Below are 20,515 nucleotides of genomic sequence, written 5' to 3' on the forward strand. Positions count from 1 at the left end.
CTTGTAAAGTTGTATCTCTTTTATTTGTTATGATAATAATCTATTGTTTCTACCGTCAGCAGGTCAATGGGCATATAGTTAATGCAGGTCACTTCTTTTTTGAAAATAAGGTGATCGCAAAGGGCTTTAATTCCATTGGCGCCTTGCAGCTCCGGTTGTTGGGCGATAAGGAAAAAAACACTTCCTTCTTTCAGACAGGCGACATTCCGTTCCAAAAGGTCATAGCCTATCAGGTTGAAATCTTTCTTTCCGTGACTTTGCAGGTATTCGCCGATGATGTAGACTTTGGAATTGAAAGTGATTCCGTTCTTAACAGTCGGGTGGGAACGGAAAAATTCATCCAGCATTTCATTGTCTTCGTCATTGCGTTCGGCGTGCAAGTCGAGCTCTAATATATTACAAGACGGATGATGTTCTTCCATGTACTGTCTAAAACCGATTTCTCTGTTCTCTTGTTGGTTGGAGCCCACAATTCCTTCATGTATTTTGCGGAAAATAACGATTTCCTTTTCATCGCGTGCCAGCAACATCATCATCCGTGCGGCAAAATATCCGCTTTGACGTGAGTTCTGCCCGAAGAAGGCGAGGGGAGGAACATTCTTGATATTTGAATCTATATATATATAAGGTATATCTGACGCCTGCAACCGGTCGGTGAACCCTTTGGTGTACTGAGGGGCAGTGGGAGCCATCATGACCCCGTCCGGTTGAAGTGCCAGGATCGCTTCGCTGGCGTTGACAAAAGAATGATAGTCGTATGGATCGTAATAGTTGATTTTTACCGAGGTATTAAAATCCGAATAAGTAGCAATGGCTTCATGGATACCCAGTTCTACGGCTGTCCAATAGTCACCTTCCAAATGCTCCGGCAAAAGACAGATAAATGTATATTTTTTATTGGATGCAAGAGCACTGGCATACATATTGGGCTGGTAGTCAAGCTGCTTCAAGATTTCTTCTACACGTTTCTTGCTGGCTTCCGACACTCCGCTACGTCCATGGATAACGCGGTCTACTGTTCCCACTGATACATCTGCCAGACGGGCGATGTCTTTGATTCTGATCCTTTCGGGCAATTTATTCATACGATAACCTTTATTTATATAGGTTTTTGTGCTCGCACACAATAATAATCTTAATATTTTCGATACAAATATATAACAATTTTTGTAATTACGAAAATTGTTGTATCTTTGTGCCCGCACACGAAAGATATGTGATGTTGACCTTATAATAGATTAACAGACAAATAATCAGTGTGTTACCCCTAGAAATAGGCGTAAAATGACAAATTGAAAGTTCATAATATTAATAACTTAGAATTTAAAACATAAGATTATGGGAAAGAAAGTCGTTACATTAGGCGAAATCATGCTTAGATTATCAACTCCGGGCAATACTCGTTTTGTTCAATCTGACTCTTTTGATGTAGTATATGGTGGTGGAGAAGCTAACGTTGCAGTAAGCTGTGCCAACTACGGACATGATGCCTATTTCGTAACTAAATTACCGAAACACGAAATTGGACAGTCTGCTGTTAACGCATTGCGTAAATATGGCGTAAAGACAGACTTTATTGCCCGTGGTGGCGACCGTGTAGGTATCTATTACTTGGAAACAGGTGCTTCTATGCGTCCTAGCAAAGTTATTTATGACCGTGCTCACTCTGCTATTGCTGAAGCCGACGCTGCTGACTTCGACTTTGATGCAATCATGGAAGGTGCTGACTGGTTCCACTGGTCTGGTATCACTCCGGCTATTTCTGACAAGGCTGCCGAGTTGACTCGTCTGGCTTGTGAAGCTGCCAAACGTCACGGTGTAACTGTTTCTGTTGACTTGAACTTCCGTAAGAAACTGTGGACGAAAGAAAAAGCACAGTCTATCATGAAACCGTTGATGCAGTTTGTAGACGTATGTATCGGTAACGAAGAAGATGCAGAACTTTGTCTGGGCTTCAAACCGGATGCTGACGTTGAAGCTGGTCACACAGATGCTGAAGGTTACAAAGGTATCTTCCAGCAAATGATGAAAGAATTCGGATTCAAATATGTAGTTTCTACTTTGCGCGAATCTTTCTCTGCTACTCACAACGGTTGGAAAGCTATGATCTACAACGGTGAAGAATTCTATACTTCAAAACGTTATGATATCGATCCGATCATTGACCGTGTAGGTGGTGGTGACTCTTTCTCCGGTGGTATTATCCATGGTTTGATGACTAAACCTAATCAGGGTGCTGCCCTTGAATTTGCAGTTGCCGCATCTGCTTTGAAGCATACTATCAATGGTGACTTCAATCTTGTTTCTGTTGAAGAAGTAGAAGCATTGGCTGGTGGTGACGCGAGCGGTCGCGTACAGAGGTAAATAAGTTGAGAGTTGAGAATGGAGAGTTGAGAGTTTGAAAAACCAATTCATTTAAAATAAGAAATTAAGATGGCAAAATTCGATAAAATAGCCGTATTGAATAAGATCGGCTCTACAGGAATGGTTCCTGTATTCTATCACAAAGATGTGGAAGTTGCAAAGAAAGTAGTAAAGGCTTGTTATGACGGTGGTGTTCGTGCTTTTGAATTTACAAACCGTGGTGACTTCGCACAAGAAGTATTTGCTGAAATCGTTAAGTTCGCAGCAAAAGAATGTCCTGAAATGGCAATCGGTATCGGTTCTATCGTTGATCCGGCTACTGCTGCTATGTACTTGCAGCTGGGTGCTAACTTCGTAGTAGGTCCGTTGTTTAATCCTGAAATTGCTAAGGTATGTAACCGTCGTTCGGTTGCTTACACTCCGGGATGCGGTTCTGTGTCAGAAGTTGGTTTTGCACAGGAAGTAGGTTGCGATCTTTGCAAAGTATTTCCGGGTGATGTTTATGGAACTAACTTTGTAAAAGGCTTGATGGCTCCGATGCCATGGTCTAAGCTGATGGTAACAGGTGGGGTAGAACCTACTAAGGAAAACCTGACTGCATGGATTAAAGCCGGTGTATTCTGCGTAGGTATGGGCTCTAAACTGTTCCCGAAAGATAAGGTAGCAGCAGAAGACTGGGCTTATGTCACTGCAAAATGTGAAGAAGCTCTCGGCTATATTGCCGAAGCTCGTAAATAAGATTAGAGAGCGAAAGCTTATCTATGATAAAAAGAGGTTGATACGACAGTCTCTTTAAAATATGCCTCGAGGGTTAGTTAGTTTAGTTAGTATATGAGGCATATTTTCATTTTGTTTAAAGGTGTTTAAAGGGGATAGGCCATCGGAATGAGTGACTCATTTCGATGGCTTGTTTTTTATTCCGGAACATAAATAATCTCACCGTTATCCAGTTCGTAGGCTATCCCCACTTTTTTTCCTCTTTTCCTGAATCCTCCTCTTTCTGACCGGAAGGCTTGTAGGTATTGATTTTCTTTCCTTCCTTGGAGATGATTTCCATATTTTCCTTACCAGGATTCTTCACGATGGTGAAATCTTCCTGTCCGAAAACTTCCGTCATATTCATGTGCATCACCATTGCTACCATCAATGCCACGGCAAATACCATCGCTACGTCGAACAAGTTTACTACTACACTTAGCGGGTCGGTATCCTCTTCTTTGAGGAATTTGCTGACTCTTCTATTTCTTTTCATTATTGGACTCTCCGGTTGTTTCGTTTAATACTCTTGATACATAATCGAGGTTGTTGACATCTTTGGCATACCAACGTTGTTTGAACTGCATGGATATCAGTCCCACAGCGCTAATAACCAAACCTACAACAGTCGTTGCAAATACTACCTGCATATTATATGCCATTCCGGAGATATCTCCTGTAGAAAGTCCCACAAGTGCCGGACTCATGGAAATCAATGTTCCTATCAATCCGAGAACCGGACCTATCTTAGCCAGCATTTTAGAAAGAGACACATCTTTCTCTGCTTCATTCTCGAATTTTGTTATCAGGAAGTCAGAGTAATCTGCACTGGCCGGATGGTAGAGCAGATCGCGGAGATAACCCATATATAGTGAATTGTCTTTGTCGGGTAAAGCTGCTTTCAGATCGTCTATCCGTGCATCTTTAATGAGTTGGTCCAGTGCTTTGTCATTTTTACGTTTGGTCATGTACATGTTGTAGGTGCCTCCGATCAAAATAAGTGAACGAACGAACAGGCACAGCAAAATAATGATATCGGGTATAAGTAAACTGTTCGCTACCCAGAATAAAAGTTTAGAGATGAGTTCCATATAATATTTATTGATTGATTTTACTTCTTTTTTTTAATTCTTTACGTTGTAATAAAGGCCATTTCAGCTTGTTCCAGGCAAATCCAATGAGAAACAGGACAACGAACAGACCGATGGACAAGATAATCGCTTTCCAGTTGAGCGCCTCTTCGGTGGCGGCATAGGTCGTTTTCCCATTGACAGTGGTCAGTAGTCCGAGGATACAGATGAATAAGCTGACAAGGAAATGAACTTCCAACCGGAGATCATCTTCGGGTACAAGATACTTCATCAGTCGGCTTAATAATGGGATGGCGATAACCACTATCCCTGCAAGTGACCAGGCTGTCACTGAAAAGTCTACGCCAGGTAACCGGAAGATAGCTTCTGTGAGATAGTAGAATAATACGGGGAAGAGCAACAAGCTGGGATACCAGCGAAGTAATTCCGCCCACCATAAATTCTTCTTACCATAAAGTCCGCGCAGGAAAGCCACGCAATAGCCGAAGCAGAGTGCTGACTCAAGCGTTATGATAATAGCCATGTTTTGCAATGCTTCCGTGTTCTGCAGATAATCAGCAATCTGTGTCTTTGACTGGAGAATAGCATACTGCCAGGTGCCGGCTACAAAAAGACCGGCTATCAGGCTGTATATTACGGTTTGCCAAAGTTTCCAGAAACTGAGTTTGAAACTGCAGTTAATCACGATAAACAGCATTAATATGTGAATGATTAACTCCATATTACATTACTTTTTCCGTTTCTTTTTAAGTATTAGCAACATGACAACAAATGCTACCAGAACAATACCTGCGATAAGGCCTCCATTCAAAGAATTTTGTTCTTCCTGTGCCCCTTGTACGGCATCGCTAGATTGTTTCTTCAATACCATGCCTCCTTTGGTCGCTTCTCCGTCCAGGGTGGCTTGTTTCATTTGTTTCAGTTCCTTGTTGTAGTTGGCTGCGGTTTGCGCATCTACTTGAGAGGCGATGAACTGCTGTAATTTGGCATTGTCTCCGGTAAATCCGCTGCCCGAAGGACCGAATTGTCTGACAAGGTCTGTATGTAGTTTGGCAATATTGGAGAGTTGTTCCGGAGAAGCTTTCCAATATCCTTTGCGGGCAGTTTCCATCATAACGGCAGTCACTTCCTGTAAAGCTGCGGGATTCTGTTTTTCAAAGAAGTCTTTTACATTCAGTTTGTATTCGTCTTTGACATATACATCATATATATTATCCCAAAGTTCCTTGTCGATAGCGGCAGGTTTCATCACGTTCCAGCCATACGTATTGGTTACAGTCTGGGCAACTTCGCTTGCTGCAGAAGCACCGCCTTTCATTTTCTCTTTGATATAGGTAGGATTCAGAATCGTTGTACGGCTTTCTACACCGACTGCTTCTTTAAGTTCCTGCATTTTCATGTTGTTGCGGTTCCGGTAGTCGCTAAGATAAGCGTCCGGGTCTTTACCGGTAACATTGCGTACGGCAAGATTCATACCTCCCATGAATTCATATACGTGGTCGAGGCTCAATGCTCCCCAAGTGTTACTTTGGCGGGGCTGAACGACAACATCAGTACTGTTCAATGCTGCTTCAAAGGCAAATTTCTGAAAGACTTCCCAGTGTTTTTCGTCACCGTAGAAGGCTCCCATATTGTTGAGGTAAGTATCTGCAATTTCCGATTCACTTTCCCAGCGGTCGCCGGATTCCACCATTCCTTGAATTCCTGTACCATACATGCCATTAGCACCTCCGAATACTCGGAAAGAAGCCATTTCGCGGGCATCTTTCGGACTGACACCTTTTTCGGTCAACACTCTTTCAGCTTCTACCACACTGGCGGCTACCTGATTTTCAAACTTGTCGTCTTTCGCTGCCGCAGCCATTTCTACTGCACGGTTAATCAGGAAGAGGCGGGAAGCGGCGATATCACGGAGTTGTCCGGAAGTCTGAACTACTACGTCGATACGTGGACGTCCCAGTTCGGCTGAAGGAATCAGTTTTAGATCACTGACACGACCGAATGCGTCACGAACAGGTTCTACTCCCAGCATATACAGTACTTGAGCAATAGTAGCCCCACCGGTTTCTATAAATTCGGAAGACCAGAGAGTATAACTCACTTTACGTGGGATTGAATCATTGTGACGTTGCTTGTAAGTATCAATCGTTTGTTTGGCTAAAGCGATACCTTTTTCCCAAGCGGATTCTGTAGGAGTTGCTTCGGCATTGATAGCATACATATTACGTCCGGTTGGTAAAGCATTCGGATTAGCAATCGGATCACCTCCGGGAGTAGGAGCGGTGTATCCACCTTTCAATGCATTCATCAGACTGCTTAACTCTTCTTCGGGACTTTTCAGAAGTGCGTTCTTGTAGTTGCCTACATTCTTGATTGTACGCTCTACTTCAGCGATGGCAAGTGCCAGTTCGATTTCTTCTTTACTGTATTCTTTCGGAGCTTTTCCCATAGCGGCCATCATGGCAGCCATACCTTGATGCTTTTCTTGCTTTCCACTGTTTCCCTGTTTGTCAGAAGATCCGGCAGCTTTTTCTTTATTAGCTTTCATTCCGGCTTCCATTTTCTTCAATGCTTCCGGACTTGCTCCCATAGACTTAGCCATTTCCATTGCTTTTTCAGGATCCATGTTGGCGCCCATTTTCTTCATGGCCTCTTTCATGCTTTCGGGCATTTGACCATGAGGAGAACCCTCTTTGGAGACAGATGCCGGATGTCCTTTACCTGCTTTCTTTTCGTCGGATTGTTCACTCTTTGCCGATGCAGCCATCATCATTGCCATCATACCTTTCGGAGCATTGCGGTCTGCCTCTATTTGACGAGCCTTGGCTAGTTCCTGTGCGGTGATACCGGCTGTACGACAAATCAGTTCATCTGTGGCCAGTGCAGGATTAGCGAGCAACTTTTCTACCAGATGGCGAGCAGGAGTCAAGTACTGTTGTGTAAAGAGGCTGCGGTGCTTGCTAACGGCATCTGTCGCTTTACCACGTTGCTTGTCAAGAGCCAGCAGACTGTATGCGATAGGTTCTGTAGCCATTGCATAGACGGAAGAAGTGATCCGTTCCGCTTCATAAGGAACTCCCATTGTGTAGAGTTGTCCGGTGATTTTCTCGGTAGCCAGTTCTTCTGCGAAGTTTTCTACACGGGCGATTTCATCTTCCGTATATGGTTTGTTGGCAATGCTGTCCAAACCTAAATCACGGTGAATTCCCATTTTCACAGTCAGCGTTTTGACAGCTAATGATTCCTGATCTTTATTCTCTTTGTGAGAGTTATTGTAAATCTTGATTTTTTCCATCAGCTCCCGATAAATACCACGCACACTGCTTTCAAGGAAAGGAGGAGTGAGGTACGACTGTATGGTGGCATACGAACGGCGTTTAGCCATCATTCCTTCACCAACATTACCAATAGAGTAGATATAGAAGTGCGGAACTGCTCCAACCAGGCGATCCGGCCAGTCGTTGCTGCACAATGCCACTTGTTTTCTGGGAGTAAATTCAAGACTTCCATGTGTACCGAAATGGATCAGTGCGTCAGCCTTGAAACCATGTTGCATCCATAGATAGGAAGCAATATAAGTATGAGGAGGAGCCATATTAGTGCCATGAATCACTTGGAAGGAGTTGTCCCCGCTTCCGGCAGCATTTTGTGGCATTAAGACTACATTCCCGAATTGCAGACGGGCAATACCCAATTTACCGTCGTTAGTCGCCATATAGTTGCCGGGGAATTCGCCGAAAGCATCCACTACTTCCTGATATTTTTCAGGGCGGAGTGACTCTTTCACCCAACTTTCATATTGATCTTTGGTGATAAGTTCGGGATGTCCTTTTTGCATAAAGTCATTAAAGGCTCCCTCTGCGTAAGAGTTGAACACAGCGCCTTGAGCCTGTATCATTTTACCCAGTTCTTCGGCATTTGCAGGCAGACCGGATATGTTGTATCCTTCCTGTTTCATGCGGACCAGAAGATTGTATAGGGAAGGAACCACCTCCATACCGGCAGCGGTCAATGCATTTTGCCCCGGACCTTTATAATAGTAGATAGCTACCTTCTTCTCGCTGTTCGGCTTAGTATTCAGATTCAAATAATTATTGATTGTGGATACGAAAGTCTTCAAGCGTTCGGGTACTGCATACGAATGGCGCAATCCTTCTTCATCCTCATATTGTGCAAAGAGAGCGAAAGGACGGATGGCACCGTCGATTTCCGGAGTCACGATACTTTGTGACATAAATCCTCCTGCCATTCCCATCGGATCTTTCTCCCATTCGTCTACCAGGCTGTTGATGGTGAGCGGAGCAAACAAGAGGATATTCTTAGCTTTCAGATAATCCACCATTTTGTCTCCCATGCGTCCGTGTGCCATGTTGATGATTGCGTTTGGCTGCACTTCGTCAATAAATGACATGAATTTCGTCATTGACTGAACCGGATAAACATTGTAACCTTCTTTTTCAAGAGCCTCAATAAGTCCGGTGGCATCAGCCATTTGTCCGGTTATCATGATTTTACGTGCTCCTTCTTTATAAAGACGGTTGTCCTTCATGAATTTCTCATAATCTGCCACGGTGAGGAACTCCAGTTCATCATCCGGGTTGGTGAGTCCGGCGTGATAGAGCATGTCGCTGGGTCTTTCTGCCGGGTCTTCCACTTCCGGTATGGAAGAGATTTTACCGTCAATAGCTTTACGGATATAATTCAGCATATTCCGGTAGTTGGTTTTTCCTCCGTTGGTCAGATAACCTCGTATCAGATTCTGTTGTACGCTGTCCAGATTACAAATATTGTTGGCCGGGTTGGTAGCCATGGAAGTGTATACAGGAATACCTTTGTCGGCAGCCTGTTGTATCTGTTGACGTTGTTCCTCGACGATACGCAGACCCATTCCGTTGATGAATACCATGTCGTAACCGTTCAGGCGGTCGAGGTTGTCGAGCGATACTTCACTGAGTTTGATGGATGAATTGTCGTTGGCTTTCGATATACTTCCCTGCTGTATGGTCTGGAAGTTGATGAAAGCAATCTTTGTAGGACTGAACCAGGTATTCCATACGGACATCCCTATCAGAGCTGCAGCAACGATGCATACACCTAAGATGATTTTACTTTTCTTTTTCATTTCTCTTATTTTTAGCTTTGTATGTAGTTTAACTCTCGTTATAGTCTGAACAAATCGGCAAGATTAATTGAAACAGTTCCGATAAAGCCGATACCTTGCTGTGGTAACTGGATTCCATAATCGGCAGATTTATCTTTGTAATTGAATAAATTGTCTATACCCAGTCCCACAGAGATACCGCGAGGAAAACTTGCACTAGTGTTCAAGGTGCAAATAGTACGTGGAGAGTAATTATATTCAGTTATAGTATTGTCAACGGAATAATAGGAGTATGTGTGTAATTTGGAACTCCACTGCCCGTTCAGTGAAACGGAAGTATTGACTTTACCGAATTTACGGTTAAAGGATGCATTGAATGTTAAACTATGAGGCCGTGTCATGGATAAATTGTATCCTTTATATTCTTCTTTTTCATGGACGTATGCGTAAGAACCTTGTAACATCAGTCCGCAATCCATTTTTACTCGTGCAATAGCTTCCATACTTATACTTTCAGCATTGTCGGAATTCATGTATTTCATGTCCGGCATACTTTTCCCGTCTTCAATATTATCAAGATAAGCTAGTGTAATTTTATTCTTGAATTTATTGTAATAGCCGGATATGGAGGCATAAAAGATGTCTTTGTTAATTTCGGCAGACAGGGAAAACTGCTGGCTATTCTCTGCTTTCAGATTTTCATCACCATGAATGGTAAACATCCCCAGACCTCCCATGTCATATTCTTCATACAGTTCTTTTAAAGTCGGTGTCCGATAGCCTTGTGCATAGCCGACACGCAGGGTTAACAGTTCTACCGGCCGATACATTACCGATAGTTTAGGAGTCATACGGAAGTGGTATTGGGAATGGTAATCAGTCCGTATGCCCGCTATCAGATTGAACTTCTCGGAGATTTTCCAGTCTTCCTGCACATAGAACACGTATGATTGCTGGTTATAATTGGTACTGTCTTTAAACATATAATGTTTTAAATATTCAAGATTGGCTTCCAGTCCTGCTGTAAATGTATGTTGGTCGTTGAAATTTCCGGTATAGTTCAAACGTGCTGTTTGCACGAAGTTATCGTAGTTCTTTTTGGTATATCCTGCTACAAAATAGTCTATATCCTTTCTATAACTATCGAAGATGTAGGAAAGATCCAACCTGTGATTGACATTAAACAAATATTTTAATTTACCATTTACCGAGTAGTTTGAAAATATATCATTGGTTTTTGCATTAGCCGTAGCATTATCGCGTTTATTCCGATAATATGTTCCTTTTATTTCCGCACTAAACTGGTCGGTAAAAGCATAACCGAACTTCTGCGAGGCATCCCAGATCTGATATCCCCGAATGGTACTGCTGTTAGCACTTTTATCGATGGTGATTGAACCGTCCGGATTGATGACTGTTCTTTCTGTTTCTTTGTCATCAGAAATTGTGTATGTATCTCTTCTTCTGTGGGATATGGTAGTGAAAGAAGAAAAACGGTTTTGTTTGGTTCCACCTGAAACAGTGTATTTTTGTCCACTGTTATTGCCATAACGTGCGTTTACATTTCCTGTAAAAGGTCTGTTGGCGCTTTTCGTGATGATATTGATCACAGCACCCAAAGCATTTGAAGCATAGAGAGTGGATTGAGCTCCTTTGACGACTTCAATGCGTTCAATATCATCTATATTGAAACGGCTGAAATCGGGGTTATGATCCGAACCTTCACCACTTATACGTTCACCGTCAACCAAGAATAATAAGTATTCGCCACTCATTCCTTGATAAGTGATTTCCGGCAATTTACTCATGGAATTGTAATTGAATTGTATACCGGGTAGCTCATACTGTAAAAGGGTCTCTATATCCATAGGATTTAAAGCCTGGATTTCCTTTTGCCCGATCACTCTGGTTAGTATCGGGGCATCTTTGAGCGGTTTTTCTGTCCGTGTACCTGTAACGACGACCTCTTCCAATGAGCTTTGGGTCGGTTTCAGGCGTATGACAATGTTATTGTGTTCATTGTTTTGAATCTTGTATTCCACAGGAGTATACCCGATGAAACTGGCTCGCAAGATAGGAAACCCTTTATCTCTTAAACTTAATGTAAACTCTCCTTGTGTATTAGTGCCGGCACCGATTGTCGTACCTATTACAACGATGGACGCTCCGGGCAGGGGAGTGCCGTTTTCATCTAATACAACTCCTTTGAAACACCGCGTAGTAGCGTTATCGTTCTCATTATTTTCGTAGAGGTACCCCGTCTCCGCTGTCGTATACAACGTGGATAGGACACCCAATAACATCATAAAGATTCTTTTCATGATTGGTTATTTAACGGGATACTCGTAATTAAACGTGACGTGCCCTTTTACATTATCCGCATTTGCAAAATCGGTGAACTGGAGTTTTGCATATGTCCCGTCTTTACATTTTAGAACGAACACATTGTTGGTTGTTGCCAATGTTCCAGCCATAGCCGAACCTTCGGTCCATACCATTGCAGTATTACAGTGGCTTTTCACGTAGCAATCATCTGTTGGCGGCATAGCGAATCTGACGAGTATGTTCTGTTCACTTTCATCTGCGACATATCCGCCTGTCGGAATTGTAGTCACCTTGCTCATATCCGTCATATCTGTTTTTACAACAGAGCCTCCATTGGTTTTTACTTCCGTATAGCGATGTATGGCAATCTGCCAGTCAATGGTAACTGCAGATTCGTCATCACTTCCTTCCATAGTTACGGTTTGGGTCTTGCCATCTTTAAGATTTACATATACCCATTGATTATAAGCAGTAGCGTCAACGGTCAATGTTTTCATCTCTGTTTCTTCTTTCTTTTCGTCGTCATCGCTGCAAGACGTCAATGTTGTTGAGAGTGACAGTGCCATAAAGGCAACCATCCAAAAGTTCAAGATTTTCATACTCTGTTAATTTTGATAGATAATGATTGTTTAATTTTCGGTTGCAAAGTTATAGGGAACTATAAGGATGGAAAATACCTAAAAGAAATGAAAAATAACCAAGCTTTAGTTATATGTAGGTATTAAACGTGAGGAAGTCGCTTCTTGTGAGAAGGAATATTGTACGGCTTAAATAAAATCCGTACCTTCGCGCCCTTAACTAACTAACCTTATTTTTATGTTTACTGACTTATTGCATTCCTCTTATTTCTCCCTTTTCCTGATAGTCGCGTTGGGGTTTATGCTGGGAAGAATAAAGATCAGAGGATTATCTCTTGATGTGTCGGCGGTTATTTTCATTGCCCTTCTTTTCGGGCATTATGGTGTTATTATTCCTAAAGAATTAGGAAACTTCGGTTTGGTGCTCTTCATATTCACCATCGGTATTCAAGCGGGGCCCGGATTCTTCGATTCTTTCCGTAGTAAAGGAAAGACGCTCATTCTTATTACTATGCTTATTATTTGTTCTGCCTGCTTGACTGCAGTCGGGTTGAAGTACGCATTTGATATTGATACACCGAGCGTTGTCGGTCTGATTGCCGGTGCGCTGACCAGTACTCCGGGTCTGGCGGTTGCTATCGACAGTACCCATTCTCCTTTGGCGTCCATCGCTTACGGTATCGCATATCCGTTTGGAGTGATCGGCGTGATTCTGTTTGTCAAACTGCTGCCTAAGATTATGCGGGTAGATTTGGATAAAGAAGCCCGCCGCTTGGAGATAGAACGTCGTGGACAATTTCCGGAGCTGATTACTTGCATTTATCGGGTTACCAATTCTCATGTGTTCAATCGTACTCTGATGCAGATAAATGCGCGCGCCATGACGGGCGCTGTCATTTCACGTCTGAAACATAATGATGAAATATCCATCCCTACGGCCCATACGGTGCTGCGTGAAGGAGATTATATACAAGCCGTAGGTAGCGAAGAGTCGTTGAATCAGCTTGCCGTGTTGATTGGCAAGCGTGAAGAAGGTGAGTTGCCTTTGGATAAAACGCAGGAAATAGAATCTTTACTATTGACTAAAAAGGACATGATAAATAAGCAGTTGGGTGATTTGAACTTACAGAAAAACTTTGGATGTACAGTGACCCGTGTCCGTCGAAGCGGTATTGATTTGTCTCCATCTCCCGATCTCGCTTTGAAGTTTGGCGATAAATTGATGGTTGTCGGTGAGAAAGAAGGACTTAAAGGAGTAGCCCGCCTGCTGGGTAACAATGCGAAGAAACTGTCTGATACGGATTTCTTCCCCATTGCGATGGGTATTGTATTGGGAGTGCTGTTCGGCAAAATAAATATATCTTTCTCTGACAGTCTGTCATTCTCTCCGGGACTGACCGGTGGAGTGTTGATGGTAGCCCTTGTGTTGAGTGCGATTGGTAAGACGGGCCCCATCATCTGGTCTATGTCCGGACCAGCCAATCAATTGCTGCGCCAGTTAGGTCTGCTTCTTTTTCTTGCTGAAGTAGGAACTTCTGCCGGTAAGAATCTGGTAGCCACTTTCCAGGAAAGCGGATTGCTGATGTTTGGCGTAGGTGCAGCCATCACATTGGTGCCGATGCTCGTTGCCGCCATTGTCGGACGTCTGGTATTTAAAATCAGTCTGCTTGATTTGCTGGGAACGATAACGGGAGGCATGACGAGTACTCCGGGACTTGCTGCTGCCGATTCAATGGTAGACAGCAACATACCTAGTGTAGCTTACGCGACTGTTTATCCGATTGCTATGGTATTTTTGATTCTGTTTATACAAATCATGGCTTCGGCGGTATATTAACAGTATTTTGTCTAATCATTGATTGTGAAATAAATAGTTTGTATCTTTGCCGTCCCAAAGTGAAAATGAGGTGAAACGATTGGTTTTAAATATAACACGCTATTTCTTGCCGATACTTTTTATATCGTATTTGGCAAGTATTACATTCTTTACCCACGTCCATGTGGTTAATGGCGTGACAATTGTCCATTCGCACCCGTTTAAGCAAGGGACGGCGCATCAACATTCAACAGTCGAATTGTTGCACATCCATATCCTGTCTCATCTGATAGCGGATAGTGCGACTGTTGTTTTTGCCCTTCCCCTTTTCGTTTCTTTTCTATTGTGTTTGCTGCTCGGACGCTTGCCGCATACACATTTTCATGCTCCTTATCATGGAGTGACAGCACTGCGTGCTCCGCCTGCTATTTGTCTTTTCGCCATTTAAATGATGGTACCATGTCTCATTTGAGGCAGGGGATTATCTATATGTACATACAAGTATTAAACGAAAACAAATAACAAACGGAAAATGAAGAAATACATCTTTTCGCTTGTCTGCCTGTGCTGCGCATTGTTGCCTGCCCTTGAAGGACAAGCTCATGAATATCCTAATCATCCTGAATTACGTAAATCGGACGCCAATATCATTGGCCATATTCTTGATAAAAACACTAAGGAACACTTACCCTATATAACAGTCGCCTTGAAAGGTACTACCATCGGAACGGTAACCGATGCTACCGGGCATTATTTCTTGAAGAATCTTCCCGAAGGTAATTTTGTGCTCGAAGTTAGTTCGGTGGGGTATAAAACCGTCAGACGGAATGTGACGCTGAAGAAAGGGCGCACATTGGAAGAAGATTTCGAGATAGAAGAAGATGCGGTTGCTTTGGATGGTGTAGTAGTATCTGCCAATCGTAATGAGACTACCCGTCGCCTGGCTCCGACGCTGGTGAATGTGGTGGATTTGAAAATCTTTGAGAATACCAATTCCACGACTTTGGCGCAAGGATTGAGTTTTCAGCCGGGTGTCCGTGTAGAGTCTAATTGTCAGAATTGCGGCTTCCAGCAAGTACGTATCAATGGACTGGATGGTCCTTATACGCAAATCCTGCTCGATTCCCGTCCCATCTTTAGTGCACTTTCCGGTGTGTATGGCATCGAGCAGATCCCTGCCAGCATGATAGAACGTGTGGAAGTGATGCGTGGAGGTGGATCTGCTTTATTCGGTTCGTCTGCTATTGCCGGAACAATCAACATCATTACCAAAGAACCTATACGTAATTCCGGTATGTTGTCGCATACCATAACAGGTATTGGTGATGGCGATGCTTTTGACAACAGTACAGCACTGAATGCATCACTTGTGACGGACGACCAGCGTGCCGGTTTGTATATTTTCGGGCAGAACCGCCATCGTTCTGCGTATGACCATGATGGTGACGGATATTCCGAAATACCCAAGTTGCACGGGCAGACAGTCGGGTTCCGTTCATTTTTGAAAACAACGGCTTATTCGAAACTGACTTTTGAATATCACCACATGGAAGAATTCCGTAGGGGAGGAGACCTATTGAGCCGCCCGCCTCACGAAGCGAATGTGGCGGAGCAGACCGAGCACTCTATCAATGGCGGAGGACTGAAATTTGATTATTTCTCTCCTAACGAGAAACATCGTTTCAATGTGTTTGCATCAGCGCAGCATATCAATCGTGACAGCTATTATGGACCGGGTGATAGAGATCCGTTAGATGCTTACGGAAACACCACCGACTTGAACTGGATGGCAGGATCGCAATATGTCTATAGTTTCGGGAAATGTATTTTCATGCCGTCCGACCTGACTGCCGGAATAGAATTCAATCAGGATAAACTGGAAGATAATATGTGGGGATATAATCGTACGGTAGACCAGAAAGTGAATATCGGTAGTGCCTTCCTCCAAAATGAATGGAAGAATGAACATTGGGGATTTCTGATTGGCGGTCGTTTGGATAAACATAACCTGATTGACCATGTGATATTCAGTCCGCGTGCCAATCTGCGTTATAATCCGACGGAAAACATCAATCTTCGTTTCAGTTACTCATCCGGTTTCCGTGCCCCGCAGGCTTTCGATGAAGACTTGCATGTGGAGAATGTAGGCGGTAATGTAGCGATGGTCGAACTGGCTGATAATCTGAAAGAAGAAAGGTCGCAGAGCTTGAGTGCCTCGGCAGATATTTACCATCGTTTTGGTGCGTTTCAAGTTAACTTCCTGGTAGAAGGATTTTATACAAAGTTATCAGATGTATTTGCACTTACCGACGGAGAGGTGGTGGATGGAATCCTGACACGTACACGATACAATGCACCGGGAGCCCGTGTGATGGGACTGACATTGGAAGGAAAGATGGCATATCTGACTAAATTCCAGGTTCAGGCGGGAGTCACTTTGCAGCAGAGCCATTACAACGAACCGCACGTGTGGAATCCAGACGCTCCGGCTGTGAAGAAAATGATGCGTACGCCGAATACTTACGGCTATTTTACAGCAACTTATACTCCGGTAAAACCATTGTCTATTGCTCTTTCCGGTACATATACCGGTTCGATGCTGGTTCCTCACGAACCTGTTCCGGGATTCCTTGAAAATCCGATAACGGTGAATACGAAGGACTTCTTCGACATAAGCCTGAAGGCTGCATACGACTTTAAACTCTACAAGTCTGTGAATTTGCAAGTGAACGCCGGAGTACAGAATATTTTCAATGCCTATCAGAATGACTTTGATAAAGGAGCCGACCGCGATTCCGGATATATCTATGGTCCGTCCTTGCCGAGAAGCTTCTTTGCCGGAGTGAAAATCAGTTATTAATTCGGTTGTTCGGTAAGTTATACAACGCTACCCGATAGCTTCTCTTCCGACAGATTTGGTCTTTTTATACCGCCCTTCACCTTTTCGCTATAATACCCTATTCATAGGCGTTAGCGGGTGAAGGGCGTATGTTTCACCCGCTTTCCTCTTTTTAAGCTATCTATGTATACTGATAATTGGTCTGATGGCGACCGGATATTGTAGATGAACTTCTTTTCTATAGGATCTAAACTTCCTTTCTATAAGAACTAATTTCTTTTTGGTTATAGATAAACTATAAACGAAGGCTTTGATTATAAAAACGAAGCCTTTGTTTTTATAAACGCAATCTTTGTTTTTATAAACGCAACTTGCGTTTATAGATTGTGATTAGTGAAAAAGAATTTTATATTCGCAAGAAGAGAAGTTTATCTATAATAGAAAAGAAGTTTAGTGCCTATAAAAAAGGAAGTTTGCTGCTAATGAATCGGAGGTGTGTTGCAGGTGAAGACGCCACCCTTCACCCGCTAATGCCTATGAATAACGAGTTATAGCAAAAAGGTGAAGGCCATTAATAATAATTATAAGTAACGGAAAATGAAAAGGACTGAATATTCATTAAAAACTCAACGACAATGCAGATACACAAATTTTATCTTCTGCTTTTGTTTCTGTCGCTCTTACTACCTGCTGTTTCTATGGCACAGACACCCGACACTCTTTATGTCTTTCGTTTTGTTTCTCATAAGAATATGTTCTATATTCCTTGGAAAGGGAACGGTACGCAATTGGATCATCTGTTATCTCTTGTAGAAAACCACAAAGCCGCTATTTTGAGTGGTGAAGTTCCTTTGCTGGTAGATGGTTATTGTGTTTCGGAACCCACGGTTGCGGAGAATCTGAAACTAGCTAAAATTCGCAGTAATCGTGTGAAATCGGAACTTATCCTGAGCAAAGGAATCGACGAAAACTGCTTCATCACTCGTAATCATGCTGAAACTTATGGGGATTTGTGCCATGTGGTCATCGTTCGTCTTCGTTTACCCCAAAATGGGACGGCGGCAAATGTAAAAGAGGATTCTGTAATATCTATAATAAAGGAAAAGGTAATGGAGGTTATTTCGGAAAATTCTGAACAGGAAGCTTGTCCGGGAACAACATCTGTCGGCGTTTCTTCGGAGAAACCTCTGGCTTCATCTGAAACACATCCGTCTTATCGCCTTGCTTTACGCGCTAACCCGCTTCGTTGGGCTACGCTGACTCCCCGAACTGGGTGTTGAATGGCGTGTAAACCGCCACTTGGGTATTTTAGTCAACGGTAGTTGGACCTCATGGAATTGGGATGATAAAAACCGTCGCTACGCTCTTTGGAAGGTTTCTCCTGAAATACGTTACTATCTGGGCGGGAAAAGTCGTAGCTTTCTCGGAGCGATGTATCATACGGGCGAGTTTCACTACAAACTTGGTAATATCGGTTGTCAGGGTGACTATCAGGGCGGGGGATTTACAGGCGGGTATCAGCTAGGACTGAACAGTAATCTTTCGCTCGACTTTCATGCCGGAGTAGGTTATACTTACGCCGATTATGACGAATACACGCTTATCAATAAGGTTCGTGTGCGCAAAGATTGTAAGACAAAAAAATATTGGGGTATTAACCAATTAGGAATCACACTGATATGGAAACTATTAAAATAACTTCATGTGCCGCTCTCATTTGCGGTGCTGTTTTTCTGATGTCCTCCTGTGCTAAGGATGATGTATATCACACTCCTCACCCGACACAAGGAGCATTGCTGGTGACGACAGATTGGAGTGACCGCTCCTCTGAGTCTGTGCAGCCTGTATCCTATCTGCTTTGTATTTCCGGTCGTTTAGGAATGAGTGACGAGCAATCCGTGAAAGGATAATGAGTCGGAATCCTCGCTTGTACCCGACGGACGCACGGCATTGACTGTACAGGGGAAAATACGAATATTATCTATTTCCCCGTTGTCGGTGCAGTGGATTTTTATGCATATTATCCTTTTGTCTTTCCGCTGACGGATTATACTTATCCGTTGGATGTGACTGTTCAAAGTAGTCAGGAAGCTGTCGACTTCATGTATGCTGGCAAAGTGGAAGGATGTACAAAGGATAATCCGAAAGTAGGATTCAATTTTGTTCATAAACTTTCTAAATTAGTATTGGAAATAAGTCCGGGCGATGGATTGAATACGGCTGATCTGAGAAATCTTGGTGTCACAGTTGGAAATCAACCTATAAAAGCGACTTTTAATCTTTCTAACGGTACGCTTATGTGCGGAGCGGATAAGTCGGATATCACATTGTTTACAACCGAGTCCGGCACTTTGAGCGAGGCTATTCTATTACCCAATTCAGTTAAGTCACGTGTGCTGACTTTTGATTTGAATAATGGAAATGACGAACCTTTCACCTGGACAATGGATAAGGCATTGGATGCAGGCAGCAAGTACACGTATGAGGTCCGTTTACATCGTACGAAAGTGGAAATAACAAGTGCTAGTATCACCGGTTGGACACCGGAAAATGGAGGTGCTGTGGATGCACACTAACTGGTCAATAAGATTAATGATAAATATAAACTAAAAAATACAGTTATGAAGAAGATTTATTTTTATGTTGCTGTTTTGGCTGCAATATTTGCGGGATGTGATAATGGTGAAATGGATAATGTCGCTAACGATGGGCAAGTAGCAATTGAGGTATTGGCCGGAATTGAGGGAGCGAAGACGCGTATGGTAGATACGAAGTGGGAGACAAGGGATAAAATGGGAATTTTTGGGAAAAGTGGTAAGTTAGAGTATTCGAATCGTTGTTACAATTGGATAAGTGGCAATACTTTTGAGGCTAGTTCGAATATTATTTATTACGGTGCTGAGATAGGTTCTTTTACAGCATATTATCCGTATGCAGAAAATAAAGGAGTAATATTCAAATAAAAGATGGAAAGCTCACAAGAAACTTGCTTACGCAGGTTACTCAATTTGAACATAAAATGAGTAAATTGACTTTGAAATTAGTACCGGGAGAGGGTTATAAAACCATGTCGTATCAACCGGGTAATTTCTCGTCGTATTGGAATTTTAGTTTTTCAAGTTTACATTCTAAGGTTTCATTTGAGATAGCAACAGGGAAAGTAGAGCCGCTGGAGGATGTAGGGAAGCTGGATTTTGTTTATTCCCAAAATGGTTTTAATGGGGGAGACTATGATACGGATGAAAAAGTTACTTATTATACTTTTATATTATGTCCGGGTGAATTTGTTGAGGGTGGTCTGGGCGTGGACCTGACATATGATAATACTGATGGGTATACTCTTCATACTGAACTATTAACTGGCGATAATGTATTTGCAACAGAAGCAGGTAAAGAATATATGTATACTGTGACTCTAAACAAGACAAAATGAGATGTGTCAAATACGACTATAAAATCATGGAATCCTGCTACCTTGCCTAATGATGGAAAAGCAGAGGCTGATTTATAAATGTAAAAAGCTCATGATTATGAGAATAAGATATCTTACTACATATGAGTACAGAGGTTACATTGAAGACAAATCTGTAAAAATGCCTAGCTAAATCTGTAATGTGAAATCCTGTACGAGAAACGTGCAGGATT

Annotated in this window: 15 protein-coding genes and 2 pseudogenes; 10 read left to right on the forward strand and 7 right to left on the reverse strand. The window is 42.8% G+C overall.

The annotated features are described in order from the left end of the window. Positions 1 to 20 precede the first annotated feature (20 nt). Entirely contained in the window at positions 21 to 1,085 is a 1,065-nt protein-coding gene (locus BACFIN_RS11785; protein WP_007752082.1) for a LacI family DNA-binding transcriptional regulator, read from the reverse strand. A gap of 253 nt (positions 1,086 to 1,338) precedes the next feature. Between BACFIN_RS11785 and BACFIN_RS11780 the strand changes: the two genes are divergently transcribed. Continuing rightward, positions 1,339 to 2,364, forward strand: coding sequence for a sugar kinase (locus BACFIN_RS11780; protein ID WP_007752090.1), 1,026 nt, complete (start codon positions 1,339 to 1,341; stop codon positions 2,362 to 2,364). Positions 2,365 to 2,433: 69 nt separating this feature from the next. Then, entirely contained in the window at positions 2,434 to 3,102 is a 669-nt protein-coding gene (locus tag BACFIN_RS11775) for a bifunctional 4-hydroxy-2-oxoglutarate aldolase/2-dehydro-3-deoxy-phosphogluconate aldolase (RefSeq protein ID WP_007752093.1), read from the forward strand. Positions 3,103 to 3,278: 176 nt separating this feature from the next. Here the strand turns inward: BACFIN_RS11775 and BACFIN_RS11770 are convergent. From BACFIN_RS11770 to BACFIN_RS11745, 6 genes and pseudogenes are all read right to left on the reverse strand, one after another. Beyond that, positions 3,279 to 3,616 (reverse strand): annotated as a pseudogene (locus tag BACFIN_RS11770) (DUF2149 domain-containing protein). Continuing rightward, positions 3,603 to 4,211: a MotA/TolQ/ExbB proton channel family protein gene (locus BACFIN_RS11765; protein WP_004300150.1), complete on the reverse strand. Its 609-nt coding sequence runs from the start codon at positions 4,209 to 4,211 to the stop codon at positions 3,603 to 3,605. Before BACFIN_RS11765 ends, BACFIN_RS11770 begins: the two are co-directional and overlap by 14 nt. Positions 4,212 to 4,218: 7 nt before the next feature. Next, complete coding sequence (locus tag BACFIN_RS11760; protein WP_004300149.1) at positions 4,219 to 4,932, reverse strand: hypothetical protein; 714 nt, start codon at positions 4,930 to 4,932, stop codon at positions 4,219 to 4,221. Positions 4,933 to 4,938: 6 nt separating this feature from the next. Next, positions 4,939 to 9,333 carry a cobaltochelatase subunit CobN gene (locus tag BACFIN_RS11755; RefSeq protein ID WP_007752113.1) on the reverse strand — a complete coding sequence of 1,465 codons (4,395 nt, stop codon included), beginning with the start codon at positions 9,331 to 9,333 and terminating at the stop codon, positions 4,939 to 4,941. A 38-nt stretch (positions 9,334 to 9,371) separates the two neighbouring features. Further along, positions 9,372 to 11,633 (reverse strand): TonB-dependent receptor, encoded by a 2,262-nt coding sequence (locus tag BACFIN_RS11750; protein ID WP_007752114.1) that lies wholly within the window; start codon positions 11,631 to 11,633, stop codon positions 9,372 to 9,374. A 6-nt stretch (positions 11,634 to 11,639) separates the two neighbouring features. Next, a complete protein-coding gene (locus tag BACFIN_RS11745; RefSeq protein WP_007752115.1) occupies positions 11,640 to 12,236 on the reverse strand; it encodes an HmuY family protein in 597 nt (198 codons plus the stop codon). A 217-nt stretch (positions 12,237 to 12,453) separates the two neighbouring features. Between BACFIN_RS11745 and BACFIN_RS11740 the strand changes: the two genes are divergently transcribed. The 8 genes and pseudogenes from BACFIN_RS11740 to BACFIN_RS23590 all read left to right on the forward strand — a co-directional run bounded on the left by BACFIN_RS11740 (position 12,454) and on the right by BACFIN_RS23590 (position 20,303). Further along, a complete protein-coding gene (locus tag BACFIN_RS11740) occupies positions 12,454 to 14,052 on the forward strand; it encodes an aspartate:alanine exchanger family transporter (RefSeq protein WP_007752116.1) in 1,599 nt (532 codons plus the stop codon). 46 nt (positions 14,053 to 14,098) lie between these two features. Next, a complete protein-coding gene (locus BACFIN_RS0219775; protein WP_022275212.1) occupies positions 14,099 to 14,479 on the forward strand; it encodes a hypothetical protein in 381 nt (126 codons plus the stop codon). Between the two features lie 84 nt (positions 14,480 to 14,563). Beyond that, positions 14,564 to 16,891, forward strand: coding sequence for a TonB-dependent receptor (locus tag BACFIN_RS11735; RefSeq protein WP_007752126.1), 2,328 nt, complete (start codon positions 14,564 to 14,566; stop codon positions 16,889 to 16,891). Between the two features lie 614 nt (positions 16,892 to 17,505). Continuing rightward, a pseudogene (locus BACFIN_RS20700) lies at positions 17,506 to 18,568 on the forward strand (DUF3575 domain-containing protein). Next, complete coding sequence (locus tag BACFIN_RS11730) at positions 18,550 to 18,780, forward strand: hypothetical protein (protein ID WP_007752146.1); 231 nt, start codon at positions 18,550 to 18,552, stop codon at positions 18,778 to 18,780. The pseudogene BACFIN_RS20700 and the gene BACFIN_RS11730 overlap by 19 nt, the downstream one beginning before the upstream one ends. Positions 18,781 to 18,846: 66 nt before the next feature. Further along, the gene (locus BACFIN_RS11725; RefSeq protein ID WP_262479228.1) at positions 18,847 to 19,446 is read left to right on the forward strand and encodes a fimbrillin family protein; all 600 of its coding nucleotides are present in this window, start codon (positions 18,847 to 18,849) and stop codon (positions 19,444 to 19,446) included. Between the two features lie 45 nt (positions 19,447 to 19,491). Beyond that, the gene (locus BACFIN_RS23585) at positions 19,492 to 19,833 is read left to right on the forward strand and encodes a fimbrillin family protein (protein ID WP_007752156.1); all 342 of its coding nucleotides are present in this window, start codon (positions 19,492 to 19,494) and stop codon (positions 19,831 to 19,833) included. A gap of 56 nt (positions 19,834 to 19,889) precedes the next feature. Beyond that, a complete protein-coding gene (locus BACFIN_RS23590; protein ID WP_007752165.1) occupies positions 19,890 to 20,303 on the forward strand; it encodes a fimbrillin family protein in 414 nt (137 codons plus the stop codon). Positions 20,304 to 20,515 lie beyond the last annotated feature (212 nt).

Origin of the sequence: Bacteroides finegoldii DSM 17565 (assembly GCF_000156195.1) — a bacterium.
GTDB lineage: Bacteria > Bacteroidota > Bacteroidia > Bacteroidales > Bacteroidaceae > Bacteroides > Bacteroides finegoldii.